At 45.2% G+C, this 21,678-nt stretch carries 15 protein-coding genes; 9 read left to right on the top strand and 6 right to left on the bottom strand.

Annotated elements, in window-relative coordinates; genetic code table 11:
• Positions 1 to 29 precede the first annotated feature (29 nt).
• From ORJ00_RS12655 to ORJ00_RS12645, 3 genes are all read left to right on the top strand, one after another.
• Positions 30 to 5,876, top strand: a complete 5,847-nt coding sequence (locus tag ORJ00_RS12655; protein WP_306140029.1) for an amino acid adenylation domain-containing protein — start codon at positions 30 to 32, stop codon at positions 5,874 to 5,876.
• 75 nt (positions 5,877 to 5,951) lie between these two features.
• Positions 5,952 to 6,473, top strand: a complete 522-nt coding sequence (gene fabZ, locus ORJ00_RS12650; protein WP_084153413.1) for a 3-hydroxyacyl-ACP dehydratase FabZ — start codon at positions 5,952 to 5,954, stop codon at positions 6,471 to 6,473.
• 24 nt (positions 6,474 to 6,497) lie between these two features.
• Positions 6,498 to 6,956, top strand: a complete 459-nt coding sequence (locus ORJ00_RS12645; RefSeq protein ID WP_306140027.1) for an anthrone oxygenase family protein — start codon at positions 6,498 to 6,500, stop codon at positions 6,954 to 6,956.
• A 5-nt stretch (positions 6,957 to 6,961) separates the two neighbouring features.
• Here the strand turns inward: ORJ00_RS12645 and ubiK are convergent, their stop codons facing one another.
• Positions 6,962 to 7,249 (bottom strand): ubiquinone biosynthesis accessory factor UbiK, encoded by a 288-nt coding sequence (gene ubiK / locus ORJ00_RS12640; RefSeq protein WP_027669385.1) that lies wholly within the window; start codon positions 7,247 to 7,249, stop codon positions 6,962 to 6,964.
• Between the two features lie 140 nt (positions 7,250 to 7,389).
• On the opposite strand from ubiK, the gene rep reads away from it, so the two are divergent.
• Positions 7,390 to 9,405 (top strand): DNA helicase Rep, encoded by a 2,016-nt coding sequence (rep, locus tag ORJ00_RS12635; RefSeq protein ID WP_305974021.1) that lies wholly within the window; start codon positions 7,390 to 7,392, stop codon positions 9,403 to 9,405.
• Here the strand turns inward: rep and ORJ00_RS12630 are convergent.
• Positions 9,379 to 11,985 (bottom strand): sensor domain-containing phosphodiesterase, encoded by a 2,607-nt coding sequence (locus ORJ00_RS12630; protein ID WP_306140026.1) that lies wholly within the window; start codon positions 11,983 to 11,985, stop codon positions 9,379 to 9,381. The two genes, rep and ORJ00_RS12630, sit on opposite strands and share 27 nt — an antisense overlap.
• 203 nt (positions 11,986 to 12,188) lie before the next feature.
• A complete protein-coding gene (locus tag ORJ00_RS12625; RefSeq protein WP_027669382.1) occupies positions 12,189 to 12,584 on the bottom strand; it encodes a c-type cytochrome in 396 nt (131 codons plus the stop codon).
• A gap of 591 nt (positions 12,585 to 13,175) precedes the next feature.
• Here ORJ00_RS12625 and polA point away from each other — a divergent pair.
• The gene (polA, locus tag ORJ00_RS12620) at positions 13,176 to 15,971 is read left to right on the top strand and encodes a DNA polymerase I (RefSeq protein ID WP_306140025.1); all 2,796 of its coding nucleotides are present in this window, start codon (positions 13,176 to 13,178) and stop codon (positions 15,969 to 15,971) included.
• 587 nt (positions 15,972 to 16,558) lie between these two features.
• Here the strand turns inward: polA and yihA are convergent.
• Complete coding sequence (gene yihA, locus ORJ00_RS12615; RefSeq protein ID WP_027669380.1) at positions 16,559 to 17,191, bottom strand: ribosome biogenesis GTP-binding protein YihA/YsxC; 633 nt, start codon at positions 17,189 to 17,191, stop codon at positions 16,559 to 16,561.
• 180 nt (positions 17,192 to 17,371) lie between these two features.
• Between yihA and ORJ00_RS12610 the strand changes: the two genes are divergently transcribed.
• A complete protein-coding gene (locus ORJ00_RS12610) occupies positions 17,372 to 17,998 on the top strand; it encodes a c-type cytochrome (protein WP_305974027.1) in 627 nt (208 codons plus the stop codon).
• A gap of 393 nt (positions 17,999 to 18,391) precedes the next feature.
• Here ORJ00_RS12610 and ORJ00_RS12605 read toward each other — a convergent pair whose 3' ends face one another.
• Positions 18,392 to 18,709, bottom strand: coding sequence for a hypothetical protein (locus ORJ00_RS12605; RefSeq protein ID WP_306126589.1), 318 nt, complete (start codon positions 18,707 to 18,709; stop codon positions 18,392 to 18,394).
• 38 nt (positions 18,710 to 18,747) lie between these two features.
• Between ORJ00_RS12605 and ORJ00_RS12600 the strand changes: the two genes are divergently transcribed.
• From ORJ00_RS12600 to ORJ00_RS12590, 3 genes are read left to right on the top strand one after another with little or no spacing between them, the layout of a single operon-like run.
• A complete protein-coding gene (locus ORJ00_RS12600) occupies positions 18,748 to 19,242 on the top strand; it encodes a class I SAM-dependent methyltransferase (RefSeq protein ID WP_306126590.1) in 495 nt (164 codons plus the stop codon).
• A 53-nt stretch (positions 19,243 to 19,295) separates the two neighbouring features.
• Positions 19,296 to 19,856: a Der GTPase-activating protein YihI gene (gene yihI, locus ORJ00_RS12595; protein ID WP_027669377.1), complete on the top strand. Its 561-nt coding sequence runs from the start codon at positions 19,296 to 19,298 to the stop codon at positions 19,854 to 19,856.
• Between the two features lie 2 nt (positions 19,857 to 19,858).
• A complete protein-coding gene (locus ORJ00_RS12590) occupies positions 19,859 to 20,314 on the top strand; it encodes a DUF2489 domain-containing protein (protein WP_027669376.1) in 456 nt (151 codons plus the stop codon).
• A gap of 19 nt (positions 20,315 to 20,333) precedes the next feature.
• Here the strand turns inward: ORJ00_RS12590 and ORJ00_RS12585 are convergent, their stop codons facing one another.
• Positions 20,334 to 21,617, bottom strand: a complete 1,284-nt coding sequence (locus ORJ00_RS12585; protein WP_027669375.1) for a metal-dependent hydrolase family protein — start codon at positions 21,615 to 21,617, stop codon at positions 20,334 to 20,336.
• Positions 21,618 to 21,678 lie beyond the last annotated feature (61 nt).

Below are 21,678 nucleotides of genomic sequence, written 5' to 3'. Positions count from 1 at the left end.
CTTAATCCGGAGCATACAAGGAGCCCCAAGTGAACAGTATAAACTCAATGATCGAGAACCAAGCCACCCTGGTGCATGTGCTAAAACAAAGAGCAGCCCATACACCAGATAAAAATGCTTATATCTTTCTCGAAGATGGTGAAGACAAGGAAGTAACAATCACCTATCAGGAACTGGATAGACGTGCACGCCAGTTGGCGGCAACGTTGCAGCAAAAAAACCAGCAAATTCATAACAGCAGAGTACTGCTGATTTATCCGCAGAGTATTGGATTTTTGGTGTCATTTTTTGGCAGCCTCTATGCTGGCGCGACAGCCGTACTGGTGTCACCCCCTACCAGCAAAAAAACCGCTACCCGTTTAAATGGCATTGTTGAAGATTGTGATATTGCCTTTATTTTGTCTACCAGTAAGCATATTGAGCGCATGATCAGTATGGAAGTGGTAGGCAACAACGCTAGCCATAACGGCAAGTTTTCTACGCTTGAATGGATTAATACCGACCAACTGACAGACGGTGTTGAAGCGCATTTTATCGAGCAAGAGGTGAGCGCCGATGATATTGCATTTTTGCAGTACACGTCAGGTTCAACTGGCACGCCCAAAGGGGTAATGGTGAGCCACAGTAATTTGATGGCCAATCAGCGTACGATAAAAAAACTCTATAACAACGACGAAAATAGTGTTTTTGTCAGCTGGTTACCGTTAATTCATGATATGGGACTGATTGGTAAAGCATTGCAACCTATGTACCTGGGGGTGCCACTGATTTTTATGGCGCCGCTGCATTTTGTGCAAAAACCTGTTCGTTGGTTAAAAGCCATTAGTAAGTACCGCGGCACAATAAGTGGCGGGCCAAATTTTGCCTTTGATTTGTGTGTAAATAAGATTTCTGATGAAGAAATGCAGGAGTTGGATCTGTCTTGCTGGAAGTCGGCGTTTAATGGCTCCGAGCCGGTTCGGCGCGAAACGGTAGAGCGCTTCACGCAAAAATTCAGTCAGTGCAAGCTGCCTGCTGACGCTTACATGGCGGTGTATGGCCTGGCAGAAGCCACCTTGATTGTGAGCGGTACCCAGCGCGATAAACCGTTGCTGGCCGATGCTGAAACTAACTATATGCCGTCGGGTATTGCTGATAGCTGTGATGTCGTTAAGGTTGTTGATCCTGAAAGCCGTCTGGAAGTCATTGACGGCGCGGAAGGAGAAATTTGGGTGCATGGCCCCAGTGTTGCACAAGGGTATTGGAATAGACCAGAAGCCACTGCAGAAACGTTTCAAGCCACACTCATTGATGATGAGCGTCATTTTCTGCGTACCGGCGATACGGGCTTCGCCCGCCATGGTAGCTTGCATATTACCGGGCGCATTAAAGATGTGATTATTATTCAGGGTAAAAACTTTCACGCTGAAGACATTGAATGGAGCACCAACGAGCTTGCTGCCATTCGTCCTGGCTGCTGTGTTGCTTTTTCTATTACCAACGACGGTCAGGAAAAGTTAATTGTCGTTGCCGGGGTACTGACTTCTACAGAGGAAGAGCTGCAACAATTAGCCAAGCAAATACGTGCCAATGTCTATGCCGACCATCAATTGCACCTGGATCGGGTAGTGCTGATAAAACCAAAAGAGTTGCCGACCACCACCAGCGGTAAAGTACAACGTCGCTTGTCGAAACAGATGTATCTGGCTGGTGAGTTTACCCCGTTGTTAGAGCATCAAGCTACGACGACTCAAAGCGACAGCGATAGTGCAGAGGCCAGTAAAGATAGTTTTGTACCGGCGATTACCGAAAGTGAGCGCGAACTGGCGGTGATGTGGGGTGATATTCTTAGCATGCCGGCAGAAAAAGTGGGAATGAATGACAATTTCTTTGAACTGGGTGGCTCTTCACTGACCATGCTGGAATTGGCAACGCGCCTAAATGTAACGATGGAACTGCTGTTTCGCTACCCAACCATTAATGGTTACCTGTACCGCACCTCAGAATATGAATTTCCTGATGTCGCTTCCGATATTTACTTACCGCCTTTGGCACTTGATAACAGCTTACAAGGTAAAACAGGTATTTCGCTGATCACCGGCGGGACCGGCTTCTTTGGTTTGCATTTTTTACAAGCGATGATGCAGCGTAGCCAGGATCAGTTTGTGTTGATGGTGCGGGGGGCTTCACAGGAAGCGATTGAAAAGAAATTCGATGACGCTGTCGCCTACTTTAAAATGAAAAACAGCATTGATAAACAGCGTGTTAAGTTAGTGCAGGGCGATTTAAGCAAGAAGCAATTAGGTATTCCGGCGGAGCAATACCAATGGGTAGTTGCCAATGTCGACAAGATTTTCCACATTGGCTCGCACGTTAATAACTGGCTACCGTATGAAGGTATTCGCGAAATCAATGTCGATGGTACCCGCAGTTTGTTGCAACTGGCACGCACGGGCCGTAAGAAAGAACTGCACTACACCAGTACCAGTACCTTTTCACCAGATAAAGATGATCAGTCCATATTCCTCGAGCAAGACAATATTAAGGTTGGCGATATCAACCGCTATTTTGGCTACGATATCAGTAAATATGCCAGCGAAGAAATGTGTAAACTCGCCCGTGCTGATGGCATCGTGTGTAATATTTATCGTCTGGTATGGGTTGGCGGTCACATAGAAACCGGCCTGACTAAAGTGGGCGACGGTTTCAATATTATGCTGCGTATATTGCTAACCATTGGTGCCTACCCGCAGGGTAATTATCTGCACGATGTGGTGCCGGTTGATCTGATGGCGGATTCCATGGCGTCATTAATTGGTAAAGCGGAAAACACCAACTACAACGTAACCAGTCAATCCAAAGAGTCTATCGACATGAAACGTATTGCGGTGATGTTACGCAATATGGGCTACAAGCTTGACGAAGTTAGCCGGGTAGAATTTGTTGAACGCTTGAGAAATTATCCGATTGAACGCTGGGACGAGCAATGTAAGTCATATCGTCAATTAGTTATTCGCTTGTTTGAAGACCCAACACCGAAAGTAGAATCGTTCTATGACAGCAGTAACTTTATTGAACACATGGACCCGCAATTACGGCAAAAAATGGAGCAGAAGTTTATTGATAGCTGGTTTGAAAAAACCATTAACTTCTTAGTGCAAAACAATGCATTGCCGACAACAAGCGGCCTGAGCTATGCCGAGGAAATGGCACAAATTGCCCGCTGGAACAACACTGCAACAGCCTATCCTGATTCGCAGTGTTTGCAGCAGATGTTCGCGTACCAGGCCGCACTCACGCCAGACGCCGTTGCTGTTGAATTTGAACGCCAATCTATTAGCTATGCGGCATTGAATATGTGGGCTGATAAAATTGCCAGCCATCTCATTGCGCAAGGTGTGGCACGTAATCAGTTTGTCGGCTTATCTGTTAGCCGCTCGATTGAGCTTATTGCCTGCGTGTTAGGTATTTTAAAAGCTGGCGCCGCCTATGTTCCACTAGACCCGACTTATCCTAAAGCTAGCCTGGATTTTATGCTGGAAGATAGCAATGCCCAGTGGATTTTGGTTGATCAGGCTGCGAAAGAAAAACTGCAGGCACATAGTAATAAGTGGCTGGATGTAAACGCCATTACCGAGATGGCCGATGTATCAGCGCGACAACTTGCTGCCATAGATGCAGCCTGTCAATCGCAGGATTTGGCGTATATGGTTTACACGTCGGGTACGACAGGCACCCCTAAGGGCGTGTTGGTTGAACATCAAAGTGTGCTTAATCATAGTTTAAGCCTGCAAAGCAGCTTTGCTATTAGACGTAACGATAAATTATTGCAGTTCTCTACCGTGAACTTTGATTCCTTTGTCGAGGAGGTTTTTCCTACCTTATTGGGCGGCGCAACACTGGTGATGGTGCGCCAGGAGCACTTGCCAGACATCGAAAAAATGCAGCAAATTATGCGCCAGCATAGCGTAACGGTACTGAAATTCTCCACCGCTTACTGGCACAACATCAGTGACATTAATGTAGAAAAGTTGGGGGTACGTTTAGTCGCCATTGGTGGTGAAGAAGCGGACTTGCATCAGTATACGCAATGGCGTCAGCACAACCCGACTATTCCACTGATCAATACCTATGGCCCGACAGAAACTACGGTAACCGCCAGCTTAAGCACACTAACCGGCCCAGTTAAAAAGATAACGATTGGCAAACCGATTGCAAATACACAAATGCATATTCTGGATGCCCAATTAAAGCCGGTGCCCATTGGTTTCGTTGGTGACTTGTATATTGCTGGTGCTGGCGTCACACGTGGTTATTTAAACCGGCCACAAGATACCGCAGCCGCATTTATTGATAACCCCTTTATTGATAACCCTCTAAGTGCAAACGGTAAAATGTACAAATCGGGTGACTTAGCACGCTGGAACCGCGACGGTGACATTGAGTTTTTAGGCCGCAGTGATAATCAGGTTAAAGTGCGGGGCTATCGCATTGAATTAGGTGCAATTGAAAGTGTTATTGGCTGTCATCCGCAAATTGACAATGTGGCTGTCGTGCTAAAAGAGCACAATCGTAAAAAGAAAATTGTTGCCTACTTTAGCTCAGGGGTAACGCTTTCTGCAGCAGAGGTACGCAACTACCTTGAGCAAGCACTGCCAAGTTATATGATCCCTAACTTGTTGTTGCAATTGCCTGCGGTTCCCCTTAATCCAAATGGAAAAGTTGACCGTAAGCTACTTGTCGATATGGCGATTTCTGCCAGTGGCAATGCGGATCTGTCGATGCCACAACGGCCAGAGGACGTAAAAATGGCCGCCATTTGGGAGTCGTTATTGCATGTTAACAATATTGGTTTGCATGACGACTTTATGGAACTGGGCGGACACTCTTTATTGGTGATGTCGCTGCTAAGTGAAGTACAGAAACAATTTGGCGTTCAGCTGCCTATTCATGCCATTTTTGACAACCCTACCATCGCCAAACTCACGCATTTTATTGAAGCACAAAATGACGCTGTAACTACGTCTAACTTAGTACGCTTCCCCGATTTAAACCGCGGTAAAGGCGACAATGTCAGACAATCTCAGCCACTATTTATGGTGCATGGCTTGGGTGGGCATCTGGCGTCTTTTTATCCGCTAATTAGAAATTTACAAAAGAATTTGCGTGATCAATATAACCTTGACATTACGGCCTATGGTCTTGAAGCGAATGGTTTTAAAGACGGTGAGGCATGTTTTGCAACATTAGAAGAAATGGTGGCTGAATATGTCCGTCTGATCCAACAAACGCAACCCGAAGGGCCTTACCTGATTGGCGGTTGGTCGTATGGTGTATCTGTGGCGTTTCATATTGCGCAGGAGTTGATTCAGCGTGGTGAAAAAGTCAGTGCATTTATTTCTATTGATGCAGAGGCACCGCATGTGCCGGAAGACTTTGACCACTTTATTCAGAATAACAGTATTTTGAACCTGGATGACCTATATGAACCTGGCACTTTGCAAACGCTGTTAGACAAGTTTGGTCGGCGCTTTGGTTTTGTCACACAGGCAGATGAATGCGCTAAACAGCAATTCTATCGCTTTTTGGGTTACTCCAAACAAGACTCAGAAGCGCAAATTGAACGTTATAGCAAAATTGCTATCGCTAATATTTTTAACGCACGTGGCTTTAACCCATCACGCATAAATCCAATGAATACCTTATTGGTGCGCGCTTCAAAAAGCTCGTTCAATAACTATATTAACGATTGGCATGACTTGCTGGAAAGTAAAATGCTTTCGGCATTAACGCTCAATGGCGATCACTGGTCGATAATGCAGGATCCGGAGCTGGCAGAACATCTTGCCCGGCATGTGATGCAAGCGGTAGAGCAACCACAAGCTACCACTGCGTAATAAAAGGACTTAACCACTAAAGCAGTTCCGCCTTTATTCAGGCGGGGCTGCCTTAACGCTTAGCGAGGATTGAACATGAGCATTATTGATATAGAGAGTGTATTACCACACAGATATCCGTTTTTGATGGTAGATAGCGTAACTGGTTATGAGAAGAACTGTGGTCTGCGTGCGATAAAAAATGTGTCGAAAAATGAACCTGCGCTGCAAGGGCATTTCCCGGGTAATGCAGTGTTTCCGGGTGTACTGATCATTGAAGCATTAGCACAGGCCGCAGGCATTTTATGGGCGCAGAGCAATGCTGACGTGTTACAAAACAGTACGCTTTGCTATTTGGCCGGAACCGAGAAAACTAAGTTTAAACGCAAAGTTATCCCCGGCGATCAATTACAACTAGACATTAAAGTAGTCTGTCTTAAACGTAAAATAATGAAGGTCACAGCATTGGCAAGCGTCAATGGCAATTTGGCGTGTTCTACCACCATCAGCCTGTTTGCTGAGTACCCTGAGCAACAACCACAGCGCAACTTTATTACGAATAATCACACGCTTGCACCTGTACCTGAGGAAAAATCCTGTATTGTGCAATATGCTTGAAAAATAAGAGTGAGTGAGCACTTTATGTTGTTTTTAGTCGACATTTCGCAATCGTTAACGGTTGCGCTGTTAGGTTTGCTGGCTGGCGCACTATGGGCAGAGGGCGAGTTATTGGTGCCTTACTGGAAAACGCTAAGCAGCGATGAGTTTTACAAGCTACACCCGCAGTATGCGCCGCGTTTGTTTAAGTTTTTTGCTCCCATTACTGCGCTTACGCCACCCGTTGCAGTCGTGGCTTCACTGTTGGCGTGGTACAACAATGCGCCAACAGCGTGGTGGTCTACTGGCACGGCACTACTAGCGGCTAGTTTAATTGCGATTTATTTTGTGTATTTTAGCCAGACCAATGCCGCATTTGCTCGTGCAGCTATAAGCGCCGACCAGTTAGCCGGTGAATTAAACCGCTGGCAAAACTGGCACCGGTTGCGCGTTGTCATCTGCATGCTGGCATTTTTTCTTAGTATTGGCGCCATTTCACAGTAACGGTATTATTGCTGATCTGATGATGGTAAATCTTTGGCATCAAATTGCTGGGTTTTCTCTGCCAAAATAGCAGCGAGTTGTTGTTCCAGCTTTTCCACTTTCTCGCGTGTGCGCAGCAGCACCTGGCGCTGAACGTCAAATTCTTCACGGCTAACAAAGTCCATGTCGGCGAGTTTACTTTGCAAAACTTGTTTTACTTTTGCTTCAACATCATCGGCAAACTGGCGAACTTGTGGCGGAATAGCATTACCAATTTGTTTGGCGATATCTTCAATTTTTTTCGGGTCTATCATGCGGTTCTCCTTCGTTGCATCAGTGACTTGCAACATGGTGTATAACGGTTTGCATTATTCTACAGGCCAAAACGACAATCGCGAATGCTATTTAACAGCAAATTTCGTTACAATGCCCGTCTTGGTGTAAGGGTGAGTCAATGAAGTTAAATCCGCAACAAAATGCAGCAGTTAAATTTATCTCTGGGCCTTGTTTGGTGCTGGCTGGTGCCGGCAGTGGTAAAACCCGGGTTATTATTAATAAAATTGCATATTTGATTCAAGAGTGCGAAATGTCTGCGCGGCATATCGCTGCGGTTACCTTTACCAACAAAGCTGCGCGTGAAATGCGTGAACGTATTAATCATCAATTGCCGAAAACGGCAACCCGCGGCCTGACTATCTCTACATTTCACACCTTAGGGCTGGATATTCTAAAAAAGGAATACCGCCATATCGGCTATAAATCTAACTTTACCTTGTTTGACGATCAAGACAGCATGGCCTTGCTAAAAGAGCTTAGCGAGAATGATATTCAGGGTGATAAAGATTTACTGCGGGCATTACAAAGCAAAATTAGCAGTTGGAAGAATGAGCTCACCTTACCTGCCAAAGCTATGGCTGAAGCTACAGACGCACAGAGCATCAGCTTTGCTAATTATTATCAGCAGTATAGCCAGCAACTTACCGCCTATAATGCACTGGATTTTGACGACTTAATTTTAATGCCAACCCTGCTGTTTCAGCACAATGAAGAGGTGCGTACCAAGTGGCAGCAGAAAATTAAGTATCTGTTGGTAGATGAATACCAAGATACCAATACCAGCCAGTATCAGCTGGTAAAGTGGTTAGTTGGTGAGCGCCAACGTTTTACAGTGGTGGGCGATGATGATCAGTCGATTTATTCCTGGCGCGGCGCCCGACCACAAAATCTGGCACTATTAAAAACCGACTTCCCTAGCTTAAATGTCATTAAGCTTGAGCAAAACTACCGCTCAGCGGAACGAATTTTAAAAGCCGCCAATATTCTTATTGCTAACAACCCACACGAATTTGAAAAGCAGCTATTCAGCGAAAACGGTTACGGCGTGCCGCTTAAGGTGCTGCCGTGCAAGCACGAAGAAGACGAAGCCGAAAAGGTGGTAGCGGAAATTATTTCACACCGTTTTATCAACCGCAGCCAATACCGGGATTACGCCTTACTGTACCGCGGAAATCATCAGTCACGTTTATTTGAAAAGGCGCTAATGACTAACCGTATTCCGTACAAAATTTCCGGTGGTACGTCGTTTTTCTCGCGCAGCGAAATTAAAGATGTGATGGCCTATTTACGCCTGGTAGTTAACCAGGATGATGACAATGCATTACTCCGCATAATCAATGTGCCACGACGTGAAATTGGTGCCGCCACTTTGCAGCAAATAGGTAATTTGGCCAATGAGAAGCACATTAGTTTGTTTGAAGCTTGCTGTGACAGTGAGCTATCGATGCATTTGTCGGCTCGGGCGCATAATGCGGTAAAGCAATTTGCGCAGTGGATAGTGAGCATTGCCGACAATGTCCAGCGCGCCGAGCCAGCCGAAGCCATTCGCGATTTAATCCGCCAAAGCCATTATGAAGCCTGGTTGTTTGAAACCAGTACCAGCCCGAAAGCTGCGGAAATGGCGCTTAAAAACGTCAACGAGTTATACCGTTGGATCAGTGAAATGCTGCAGGGTAAAGATGACGACGAGCCTATGACACTGCCAGAAGTCGTCACTCGCCTTACATTACGCGACATGATGGAGCGGCAAGAACAAGACGACAATTCTGACCAGGTGCAATTGCTAACCCTGCACGCATCAAAAGGACTGGAGTTCCCTTTCGTGTTTATGGTGGGTATGGAAGAAGGTATTTTGCCACATCAAAGCAGCATAGATGAAGACAATGTAGAAGAAGAGCGGCGGTTAGCTTATGTTGGTATTACCCGGGCTCAAAAAGAACTAATATTTACCTATGCTAAAGAGCGGCGTCAGTTTGGTGAAACTATTCGTCCGGAGCCCAGTCGCTTTTTATATGAGTTGCCGCAGGATGACCTGGAGTGGCAAAGCGCGGCGCCAGTGAAAACAGCGGAACAACGCCAGCAAACCGGTCAGGCGCATATTGAGCGCTTACGCCAGTTGCTGAAAAACAACTGACGGTGATGAAGCCAGTGCTTGAGCCGATAGCAGTTCTGCAACATATTTACCTTGCATAAAACAGCAGCCCTCGGCCAATAACAGGTTAAGTAAGTCGGCATTGTCTACCCCGTCGGCCAACACACGAAATTTATAACTTACTGCTAGCGATTGCAGCATTTGTAGTAGTTGGCGTTTATGTTCGCTGCGAGGCAGTTGGCGGCAAAAAGTGGCATCTAACTTAACAAATTCAAATAGTTGCTGTAGTAGCAAGCCCATTGGCGCTGCGTCGGCAGCAAAGTTGTGTAGCGCTAATCTGATACCTAACTGTTTTAACTGGCGCAACGGGGTCATGATGGCGCTATCAGCTTGAAGCATCTCTCGCTCGGTAAATGCCAGACATAGACGATGCTTGGGCTCTAAGCCAGAAAGTTGTTGTTTTAGCTGATCGTACAGATCGGCTTGTTGCAGGTGCGCGGTGCTCAACGTTACCGTAAGTAAACCGATATTGCTGTCACTTACTGCGAGATGATGACATGCCTGTTGCAACATAAGCTGTTCGATTTTTGGCAATAAACCCGCATCGGTTATGTGCTGGCTAAAATCGTATTGTGTGCCTAACTGTGGATGTTGCCACCGGGTATGAAGTTCATAACCCATTAGGTTTCGCGCCTGGCCACATAGTACCGGTTCAAATACAGCAGTAAATTGTTGCTTTTCCAGTGCCTGTTGAATAATTTGCTCTATGCTCAACGCTTGCAGCATTTGCTCGCGCATGGTTTCGTTGAAAATAACAAAGCGGTTGCGCCCCATCGATTTAGCTTGGTACATCGCTGCATCTGCATCGCGTAGCAAGGCTTCCGCATTAGTATGTTCGCTTTGAAACTGAGCAATACCGATACTGGCGCCAGATGTAACTTGTTGGCCTTGTAAAAAAAATGGTAGCCGTACTTTATCAATAATACGCTCTGCTACATCTTCTGCATCCGTTGTTTGCATCAAGCTAGTCAGCAATACTACAAATTCATCGCCGCCTAACCGAGCTACTACGTCATGTTCACGAACAGTACTAAGGAGCCGTTTGCTCACTTCGATTAAAAAAGCATCGCCAACATGGTGCCCCAAGTTGTCGTTTATAAGTTTGAATCGGTCAAGGTCGATAAAGAGTAACGCCATGTTCAGTTGTGACTGGCGTTTACTCAGCGCAAATTGCTGTTTTAATTGCTGTAAAAACATTTGCCGGTTGGCCAGGCCGGTAAGAGCATCATGATTTGCTTCATAAAATAGCTTTTGTTCGGCTTTTTTTCGTTCTTCCACCTGCAAGCGCAAAAACAAATTGGTCTGACGTAGCTCGCGCGTACTTTCAAACACTTTACGTTCCAGCTCTTCCTGCTGCCGCTTTTGTTGCTCGGTTGCTAACTTGCGCTGAATAGCAACAGCAATATGCTGTGAAACAAAACGCAGTATACTTAGCTCGGTTTCGGAGTACTTATAGCTTTGTTCATATGACTGTAGCGCAATGACACCAATAACCTGTTGCTCAATGAGCAGTGGAGTACCAAGCCAACTGGTAGAATATCTAGCGTTATTTATGGGTTCAGCTACGCTGCGACGCAGCTCTCCGGCCTCAACCAGCGCGGCTGCGGTATCGTTATTAATAAGTCTGGCATCACCACAACGTATAACATATTCGGTAAAGCCTTTACTAAGCGGCCGTTCGCGTGGTGGCGGTGAATATTGGTCGAGAAAGAATGGGAAGGTGAGTTTGGTGCGGTCACTGTTAAGTAAAGCGATATAACAGTTCTCAGCGGGCATCAAGCCAGACAACACCTGATGGACTGCCCGATAAAAGCTATTCATGTCGCTGCTGCTGGCAGTGAGTTCTGAAATTCGGTACAACGCTACCTGCAATTGCTCAGCATTGGTCCGTTCTTTTATTTCTTTTTGCAATGAACTGTTTATTTTCTGAAGCTGTCGCGTACGTTGGCGCACTGTATCTTCCAGCAATTCACGGCTTTTTACCCGGTCCAGCGCTGTTAGGGTGTGCCCGCCGATACTACTGCATACTGCCAGGTCAGACTCGGTGTACCGATGCTTCTCGTTATATGACTGAATAGCCATAACACCAATTACCTGATTGCCACGACACAATGGAATGCCAAGCCAGTGTGCGCTAGGTGAGCCGTGAGCTTCTATATGCCCATCTTTTACGAGAGTAGCAAACTGCTCTGTGTCACACAGTAGTGGTTTGCCACTGCGGGCTACATAGCCAGTAAGGCCGCTGGAAAAGGCGCTGGATGGAACTTGATCAATAATTAGCTGGTCTTTTTCATCAGAAAAATATTGCGGCGTATATTGTTCGGTTGCGCTGTCATAAAACACAACATAGAAATTTTCGGCATGCAGGAGGTCGGACACCATATTATGAATAGCCGGATAAAACTCCCGCATATCGCTAATGGTGCTAGCCAGTTCAGACAACCTGAGTAAGGCATTCTGGATTAAATACGCCTGCTTGTAGCGCTTAGCTAAAAAGGTTAACCGACGTAATTTATCATCAGTGTGCCTTTGGCGTTTGTTCAGTTCCGTTGATCCCTTCAACCCTGACTCTTTTCGTTGTGGATATCCAGTCTGGATGGCCAAATTTTAAATTACTTTATTATGCATAAAATTTAACCGCTTGGAATAGAGGTGCGATCATTATTTCATTATATTCTTAGGCTAAATTTTTTTAAGGCAGGTAAAAAAACACTAAGGCCACGCTAATTGAGTGGCCTTGAGGGAATAGCGACTCCGAGGAGTGGTTAAACGCCTTCAGTCATAAACTTAATGGCTGCCGCAATTTCATCATCGCTGCAATCTGCGCAAGTGCCGCGTGCTGGCATATTACGGATACCTTCAATAGCATGCTTCAACATTACATCAAAACCTTGATCTATACGAGTTTTCCACGCCGCATCACCCTTCTTTGGTGCGTCCAAAGCTCCAGTGCCGTGGCAAGCAAAACATGCCGTTTGATACACTTTCTCACCACTGCGAGGTCCGGAAGCTGCCGTATCGGCTGCAGCAACAGCCCCCGCAACATAGACCTGACCCACCGGCGACAATCGTTTTGCCAATGCGTCCTTATCTGCCTCAGAGCTGGCGTGAATGCCAAAAGTAGTTAACAGCAAGGCAAGTGCAATGGTGATTTTCTTCATGTTATGAGTTCCTGTGGTAAAGTCCGCACAAAGTTTGCACCATTATAGCCTTCAAGCACCGGCGAGGGGAAGCCCTTCTGCTGGGTGCCCTTTTGCCGTAATGACGCGATGTTGAAACATACGTGTTTAACGGCTAAAAAGATTAACACTCTGTGTTTCAGTTTGGCACTGTGGTCGTAAAGCACGTCGTTCTTGCTATATGCTTTTCTCGCAGGACATTATCATTTTTTAAAGCAAAATTTTTTAAAGGTTTTGCTTTGCATCTGTGTTCATTGTGGTAGTCTGCTTGACCGGCGTTATCGCAAATTAAAAAAATTACGCTGCTGCTGGAAACTACCTAAAACAGTTTTCCACAAAATGGAAGTACAAAAATAATAATATGGGTCTTGTAGTTCATCCATTTTTTCTCTAAATAAAACAACGTGTTATGTTTTCTATCGAACTGGCTATTTTTCAAATAGCCGGCTATTACCTATTGTTTTTCACAAAGTTATCCACAGATTATACCTTGATTATTGCTGCCGTGTTCTCTGGTTGTGTGCACGGCGCTGTGGCATGCTATAGCTTTATTTTTGCAGGACATTATTTCCGATGGCTTCTATTTCCAGCACACCGTTGATTTTGGTTGATGGCTCTTCATACCTTTTTCGCGCTTACCATTCTCCACCACATTTAACTAATTCCCGCGGTGAGGCAACGGGCGCGATTTATGGTGTGGTCAACATGCTGAAAAGTTTGCTGCGACAGTACCAACCAACGCAGATGGTGGTGGTGTTTGATGCGAAAGGGCCGACGTTTCGTAATGAAATGTATAGTGAGTATAAAGCTCACCGCCCACCCATGCCCGATGATCTGCGTAGCCAGATTGCGCCGCTTCATAGCATCATTGAGGCAATGGGTCTGCCGCTGCTGTGTATCAGTGGTGTTGAAGCGGACGATGTTATAGGCACTTTGGCAAGGCAGGCTAGCCGTGAAGGGCGCTCCACACTTATCTCTACCGGTGACAAAGATATGGCACAGTTGGTGGATGAGCATGTCACGCTGATTAATACCATGACCAATACGCTATTGGATCCGCAAGGCGTGGTGGAAAAATTTGGCATTGCGCCCGAACTAATAGTCGACTATCTGGCGTTAATGGGTGACAAAGTTGATAACATTCCCGGCTTACCTGGCGTAGGCGAAAAAACTGCGGCCGCATTATTGCAAGGACTTGGCTCTATTGAGCAGATATATCAGCAATTGGATAGCGTGGCAGAACTGAGTTTCCGTGGTGCTAAAACCATGGCGACGAAGTTAGAAGAGTTTCGAGATCAACTGGCGTTATCTTATCAGCTGGCAACCATTAAAACAGATGTTGATTTGCCGTGTCAGTTAGCCGATTTAACCGTGAAAACGCCGGACAATGCGCGATTGGCAGAGCTTTATAAAGAGTGTGAGTTTAAGCGTTGGTTAAGCGACATATTAAGTGGCGTAACCGAGACTAAAACAAGCAAGCAACCTGCAACAGCGCAATTGGACATGCTCGCCGACGATGACATTTTGGCCAACGCTGCAGCAACGGGTTCAGCAGAAGGTAGCCAGTATATCACCGTGCTGGATGAGTTGAGTTTTAACGATATGTTAGCGCAAATAAGCGCCTGCGAGCTTACCGCATTTGATACCGAAACAACAAGTTTGGACTATATGCAAGCCGAACTGGTAGGTCTATCCGTAGCCACTGCACCGGGAAAAGCCTGGTATGTACCCGTAGCACACGATTACGTTGGAGCACCTGAACAACTAAATAGAGACTGGGTGCTTGATCAGCTAAAGCCTTGGCTCGAAGACGACAGCAAGGCCAAAGTAGGACAAAACCTGAAATATGATCAAAGTGTATTAGCTCGATACGAAATCAACTTAAAAGGCGTACGTTTTGATACGATGTTAGAGTCTTATGTTCTCAACTCAGTTGCGTCCCGGCATGATATGGACAGCCTTGCGCTTAAGTACCTTGGACACAAAGCCATCAGTTTTACCGATATTGCCGGTAAAGGTGCTAAACAACTTACCTTTAATCAGATTGAGTTGGAAAAAGCGGCGCAGTATGCGGCAGAAGACGCTGATATTGCTCTGCAGTTACATCATAACTTGTGGCCTCAGCTTCAACAGCATAATGGACTGGTAGCGGTTCTTAACGACATTGAAATGCCGTTGGTTGATATATTGTCGCGTATTGAGCGCCACGGTGTGTTAATTGATAGCAGGCTACTTGCTAAGCAAAGCGAGCAACTGGCTGCGCGAATTGCTGAACTAGAACAACAGGCTTATGAGCAGGCAGGCAAGCCGTTTAATCTTGCATCTCCTAAGCAGTTGCAGGAAATATTGTTTGAGCAAATGCAGTTGCCTGTGTTGAAAAAGACGCCTACAGGTGCGCCTTCAACTGCTGAGGAAGTGTTGGCAGAGCTGGCACTTGAATACGAGTTCCCGAAGTTAATTACCGAACACCGGGGCTTAACCAAGCTTAAATCTACCTATACCGATAAACTGCCGAAAATGCAAAATCCGCTAACAGGTAGAGTGCATACTTCCTATCATCAGGCCGTTGCAGCAACAGGGCGCTTAAGTTCTACCGAGCCTAACTTGCAAAATATTCCAATTCGTACAGAAGAAGGCCGGCGTATACGCCAGGCATTTATTGCTGCGCCAGGTAAAAAGATAGTGGCGGTAGATTATTCTCAGATAGAGCTGCGTATTATGGCGCATTTGTCGCAGGATAAGGCACTGTTGGATGCTTTTGCTCACGGCCGTGATATTCACAGTGCTACTGCGGCTGAAGTCTTTGGTGTGAATTTGGCGGATGTGACAACGGAGCAGCGGCGCAGTGCCAAAGCTGTCAATTTTGGTTTGATATATGGCATGTCTGCGTTTGGTCTTGCAAAGCAACTGGGTGTAGGGCGCAACGAAGCTCAGCAATATGTTGATCGTTACTTCGAGCGTTTTCCCGGCGTACTACAATATATGGAGCGTACCCGGCTGCAAGCCCATGAACTAGGTTATGTTGAAACGCTATTTGGCCGACGTCTTTATCTGGCTGACATAAATGCGCAAAACATGGCTAGAAGAAAAGGCGCTGAGCGAGCGGCAATTAATGCACCTATGCAGGGCACTGCAGCAGACATTATCAAGAAAGCAATGATCGTAGTAGATAACTGGCTACAGCAACAAGATTGTCCCCCTGCGACAATGATTATGCAGGTCCACGATGAACTTGTATTCGAAGTTGATGAGAACAAGGTTGAACAGGTAAAACAAACATTGGTTGAGCTTATGGCGCAGGCAGCAAAGCTCGATGTGCCCCTGCTGGCTGAAGCCGGTGATGGTGATAATTGGGATCAAGCGCATTAATTTTGAACTAAGTTGATACACTAGAAGTCGTAGTGTCAGTTACGTTGATATATCTCTCCTTAGTTTATTTTCGCCCCGTCATTTGACGGGGTTTTTTTATATTTTCAATAACCCTAATAAGGTAATTAAATTACCAAAAAAAGGCTTAATTAAGCTTTTTAAATGAATAATGTAGTTTTATTACACAAATGACTTGCATTTTACCAGTAGTTGACTAAAATTTGTCGTGTAGGGTACAGAGGTAAGATATTCTATCTTTCAGTGCACAGAGCTAAAGTTCTAACACAAGAAAGTAGGCTTATTTAGCCGCCCCGCTGCTTGCAGCGGGGCGTTTTTTTTTGCGTAATTATTAATAATTTTGACGTGGCAGTGCTGCTGTATTACGACAGGAAGGCTGGAAAATGCCAGATGTCGCGAAATAACTTGAAATTTAATTAGATTTTTTAGAGTAAATACTTTAAATGGGCCGGGTTTGTTGTATAATGCAGCTGTCTTAGCGATAAGACACCCTGTTGATTTGAAATTATAGCTTCTCCCCCGTTTGCTATGGCCGACACCCAAGGGTGTCGGTTTTTTTATGCTTTGTGTTAGTCTGCAATATCTGAAGTGGCATCAGGGGCTTGATACCATAAATCTAGCACCTGCTCCAAATCAGCCAATCCCTGTTTATTTAGTGAACTAAAAGTGTGTACGGTGATATCACCCATAAAAGCTAACGTGGCATCGCGCACTTCAAACAAGGTTTTCTTTCGTGCACCAGGGCCAAGCTTATCCGACTTAGTCAGCAATATAAGTACAGGAAGTTCACTATCAACTGCCCAATGTATTAGATCTTGATCTAAATCTTTCAATGGGTGGCGAATATCCATCAACACAACTATGCCTTTTAAACTCGCGCGTTTTGTCAGATACTCTGCCAGTGATTTTTGCCATTTTTCTTTTACGGCTAAAGGAACCTTGGCAAAGCCATAACCCGGCAAATCGATTAATCGACGGTGTTCATCCAAACTAAATGTGTTGATCAATTGAGTGCGGCCGGGCGTTTTACTGGTTCGCGCTAAACTATTTTGGCGCGTCAACGTATTTAATGCACTGGACTTGCCAGCATTAGAGCGGCCTGCAAACGCAACTTCAATGCCTGCGTCCGCCGGTAATGCCTTGATATCGGGCGCGCTAGTTAAAAATGCGGCTCGTTGATAATTGATTTTTGACTTGTACACGGGCTTCTCCGGCAAATAATTTGCGTCATTGTAGCGGATCTGAGAGATCCGCAGAAGCTTTTGCATGCGGTATGGGATTTTACTTTGACCAGTTTCGTGTAAAATAGAGATAAAAATTAAGGTTATTACACTTGGTTGCCAGTATGCTGGCGGTTTAATGCGGACAGAGACGGATAAAAAATGAATAAAATGCTACTTCCACTGACGCTGATATTCGGTTTAATCGGAACAGCCCAAGCGTTTGACGGTGATGCTGAAGCGGGTAAAGCAAAATCTGCGGTTTGTGCCGCTTGCCACAATGCTGATGGTAACAGCGTTGTTGACATGTACCCTAAACTGGCTGGCCAACATGCGACCTATTTGTATAAACAGCTAACCAACTACAAGCAAGGTATGGCATCTGCGGGCAAGGAAGGCCGTAATAACAGCATAATGTTTGGTATGGTCGCGGCACTGTCAGACCAAGACATGAAAGATTTATCGGCCTATTTTGCTTCACAAAAAATGAAGTCAGGCACTACTCCTGAAAATGTTATTGCACGTGGTGAAGCATTGTATCGTGGTGGTGATGCACAGCGTGGTATTGCAGCTTGTATTGCTTGCCATGGTCCTCGTGGTTCGGGTGCCAGTTTGAGTGGATTTCCAAAAATTTCCTTTCAACATGCAAATTATCTTAAAACCACTTTGCTGGAATTTCGCAGCGGTCAACGTGCAAATGACATGAATGGCATGATGCGAGATATTGCTAAAAAACTAACTGACGAAGATATTGAAGTGTTATCTCAGTACCTGGGTGGTTTGCACTAAACGCTATAACTACCCGCATTTATCGCATAAAAACCGGCATTCATCGCCGGTTTTTTTATGCTTGAGGTGATTTTTTGTGAGATATATCTCACAATCGCTGTAGGATAAAAGCGTGTATAGAAAATAAATTGAACTTTTTTATTGTGATTGATTTTGCTCAACATACTGAAAAGTATAAATTTAATATTTATGGCGGTGATGAAATTGGTTTTTTTTAGGGTAAAGGCTTGCCATATAGTCAGAACAGAGTAAATTAACCGTCAGTTACAGTTTGTAACGAATAAAAACAGGGAATATCCGCAGGGAAGTAATAGTACCAGTACGCAAGTGCGCGGTGCCTTCGTTTTGAACACATTTGGAAGATGTGCTGCGTGAATTCACGCTCAAGGATGATTACGAAAGTATCAGGATGATCGTAAACAATAAAAATAGCAGCCAGGAAGGCAATATAAAATACGGAACTAGCAGACAGGGTGTTGCAGCAGCATCAGGAAGATGAACGCGAATGAGAACGGTGTCCACGAGACACAAAAATATCCAGGGCGATAAGGAAATCTTATCGCCCTTTTCTTTATACAAAAAAAGCCCTAGCCATGCCAAATCATCAATGTCCTTTATGCTACGCAGAACCTTGTCAGTTTTTTTATCAGGACAATCGAAGACGGTATTATCAGTGTCAGCTTTGCCTGTTGGTGTTTGCTGATCGAACAACTTTGCTCTCTTCTTTAGATGAATTGGCGCAGTATCAAATGCATCAAAATGACTTGAACGATATTGGCTATCGCCAGTTTTTGCAGCGTTTAGCCTTACCATTACAGCAACAGTTAGCCGCTAATGGCCTTGAAGGGCTGGATTTTGGCTGCGGGCCAGGCCCTTTATTAGCAAAAATGTTAGCTGAGACGGGCCACAAAATGTCAGTGTGGGATCCCTACTTTGCAACCGATGATAGCGTACTTAAAAAACAGTACGATTTTATTACCTGCTCTGAAGCGATAGAGCACTTTATTTACCCCGTGCATGAATGGAAATTGTGGCTAACGTTATTGAAACCGGGGGGGACGCTAGGCATTATGACAAAGCGCTATACTGATGTTAACGCCTTCGCTTCATGGCATTACAAACGCGACCCAACGCATGTCAGTTTTTTTTGTGAACATACTTTTATTTATTTGGCGCAGCGAGATAATTTTATTGTCAATTTTCCCGATAAAGATATTGCTCTGTTGCAACGCCGAAAGCATTAGTGTTTCGCAGAAATTCTGGTTAAAATACGCGCCCTTTTTTACAGGTAACAATCATGACTCGTCAGAAAAAAACACGCTCTGCCGGCCCTAACGGCTCGCGACATTTATCCTCAGAAGATATTCGAAAAACCCGCGAACCCAAAGAGCAAACCAAGAAAAAAGGTGCTGGTTTAAAATCAGGTAGTCGTAATAGTGTTGCTTTAGCAGAGCCGGCTACACAGCAGCAATCGGCTAAGAAAGACAAGCGCATCGGTAGCAAAAAACCGATTGCGTTGATTGTGACTGATGTTGCGGAAACTGCGACTCAGCCTCGTGTAATGCCGCTGCCTAAAGCAAGCTTAGCAAAGCCCAAAGCCGAGACACTAACACCAGAGCAAGAATTAGCATTGATAGAAAATGATAATTATCTGCAGCAGCTTTTGGTTCGAGTTGAACAGGACGAAATACTGACCGGTAAAGATGCTAAGTATTTTAATGCTAAAACAGCACGTTTGGAGCAATTGTTGCAGCAATTAGGTTTGACTGATGACGATGACAGTAATGAGCAAATTGATCCGTTGGCCGCTTTTGAGAGTAAAGATTGGCGTAAAGACCTGTTAGGAGATGAGGACTAATCTTGAACGTTACAGCGGTTATACTTATTACTTTAGCATGCGTTATTGTTGTTGCTCTGGCTTTTTATGCTGGTACCTTATTATGGCGGCTGCAGCAGCAGACTCAAGTAGCTCAGCAACAGCTAGAAAAGAAGCAAAAGTATTTACGTGACAGTATTAGTGTCATTTGCAAAGCTGTATGTGAAGAGCAATGTGAATTATCTGAAGGGGCGTTGCGGCTGTGGGTATTGTTGGATCATCTGGCGCCGGATCATAAACCAGATCCGGTGATAACCTACCCAGGATTGTACAAAATGTATCAGGTAGTTAAAGATATGCCGACGCATAAAGCACGGCAATTACAGGCTAAATCACTGACAGCGCAGCAAGATGAAGTTAGGATCAAAGCGGAGCAGGAATTAAAAGAGAGTATTCTGTTTGATGCAGCTGCTTTATTAAAACGCGTCCAGCCGGAGTAACCGGCTGGAATGTACTAAGTTACTGGCGAAATATTTCGCCTGCTTTCATCACAAAATTAACTTTACCCATTTGGGTGATATCTTGCAGTGGGTTACCAGGTACAGCAATAATATCAGCCGTTTTTCCTACTTTGATACTGCCAAGTTCATCGTCAACACCCAATAAGCGTGCGCCATCAATGGTTGCGCTAAGTATAGCCTCAATTGCAGGCATTCCCGCTTCAGTCATATAGATAAATTCGCGCCAATTGTTACCATGTTCAAACACGCCGGCATCTGTGCCAAAAGCAATTTTCACACCGGCTTTATATGCTTCGGCAAAAGTCTGTTGAATTCGACCACCAATAGTAGCTGCTTTAGGCCGCACCAAATCAGGAAAGAAACCGGCTATACGGGATTTTTCTTCTGCCCATTTGCCTGCGCTGATCGTAGGAACGAAGTAAGTACCTTGTTTACGCATTAACGCCATGGTGTTTTTGTCCATGTAAGTGCCATGCTCAATGGAGTGTACGCCGGCTTTAATTGCACGTTCCATACCTTCTTTACCATGAGCATGTACCGCGACTTTCATACCATAATCTTTTGCTGTACTGACAATAGCGGCTAGCTCTTCATCAGTAAATTGCGGGTTACTACCACTTTTAGCGACGCTAAGTACACCTCCCGTGGCGGTGATTTTTATTAAATCTGAGCCTTCTTTATAACGCTGTCTAACCGCCTTGCGTGCGTCATCTGCACCGTTTATTACACCTTCTTTTGGACCTGGATCCGCCATTAGCGCATAAGCAACACCATTGGTAGGATCAGCATGGCCACCGGTAGTCGCAATGGATGTTCCGGCAGCATAAATACGAGGTCCTTTAATGTACCCCTTAGCAATAGCTTTTTTTAATGCGGTACTAATATGATAGTTGTCGCCCAGTTCGCGTACTGTGGTGAAACCTGCCATCAGGGTTTTCTCGGCAAACGTTGCACCACGCAAGGCATAATCAGCTTCATTCATAGTAAAGCCTTCGGTGTAAACGTTAGCGCTGAATTGGGTATAAAAGTGAGTATGCATGTCCATCAAGCCTGGCATTACAGTGTGCTGGCGCAGGTCGATAATGGTGTCGCCATCTGCAGCTTTTCGGTAGCCTTGCTCTAGCGCAACGATTTTGTCTTGCTCAACAACGATAGTATGTTCAGACAAAATCTGACTATTTTCTGCAGTAATAAGCTTACCAGCATGGATAAGGGTTGCTGCTTGGATTTGCGTACAAAAAAGTAAGCTGCTAAGTAGCAGTGCGATGGGCGTTTTGTTCATCTTATTTTAGCCTGGTACAGTTTCTGGTGTAACAGTGTTAACACAGCTGTGCTGTTGAACA

This window comes from Rheinheimera baltica (genome assembly GCF_030731985.1).
In the GTDB taxonomy this organism is placed as follows: Bacteria; Pseudomonadota; Gammaproteobacteria; order Enterobacterales; family Alteromonadaceae; genus Alishewanella; species Alishewanella baltica.
Note: the sequence above shows the minus strand (reverse complement) of the source record. Positions and strands in the feature narration are given on the sequence as shown.

Coding starts and splice junctions, on each gene's coding strand:
- ORJ00_RS12600 (WP_306126590.1), top strand. CDS start 18,748: ATGCATCAAAATGACTTGAACGATATTGGCTATCGCCAGTTTTTGCAG.
- ubiK (WP_027669385.1), bottom strand. CDS start 7,249: ATGATAGACCCGAAAAAAATTGAAGATATCGCCAAACAAATTGGTAAT.
- yihI (WP_027669377.1), top strand. CDS start 19,296: ATGACTCGTCAGAAAAAAACACGCTCTGCCGGCCCTAACGGCTCGCGA.
- ORJ00_RS12585 (WP_027669375.1), bottom strand. CDS start 21,617: ATGAACAAAACGCCCATCGCACTGCTACTTAGCAGCTTACTTTTTTGT.
- polA (WP_306140025.1), top strand. CDS start 13,176: ATGGCTTCTATTTCCAGCACACCGTTGATTTTGGTTGATGGCTCTTCA.
- ORJ00_RS12610 (WP_305974027.1), top strand. CDS start 17,372: ATGAATAAAATGCTACTTCCACTGACGCTGATATTCGGTTTAATCGGA.
- ORJ00_RS12625 (WP_027669382.1), bottom strand. CDS start 12,584: ATGAAGAAAATCACCATTGCACTTGCCTTGCTGTTAACTACTTTTGGC.
- rep (WP_305974021.1), top strand. CDS start 7,390: ATGAAGTTAAATCCGCAACAAAATGCAGCAGTTAAATTTATCTCTGGG.
- fabZ (WP_084153413.1), top strand. CDS start 5,952: ATGAGCATTATTGATATAGAGAGTGTATTACCACACAGATATCCGTTT.
- ORJ00_RS12645 (WP_306140027.1), top strand. CDS start 6,498: ATGTTGTTTTTAGTCGACATTTCGCAATCGTTAACGGTTGCGCTGTTA.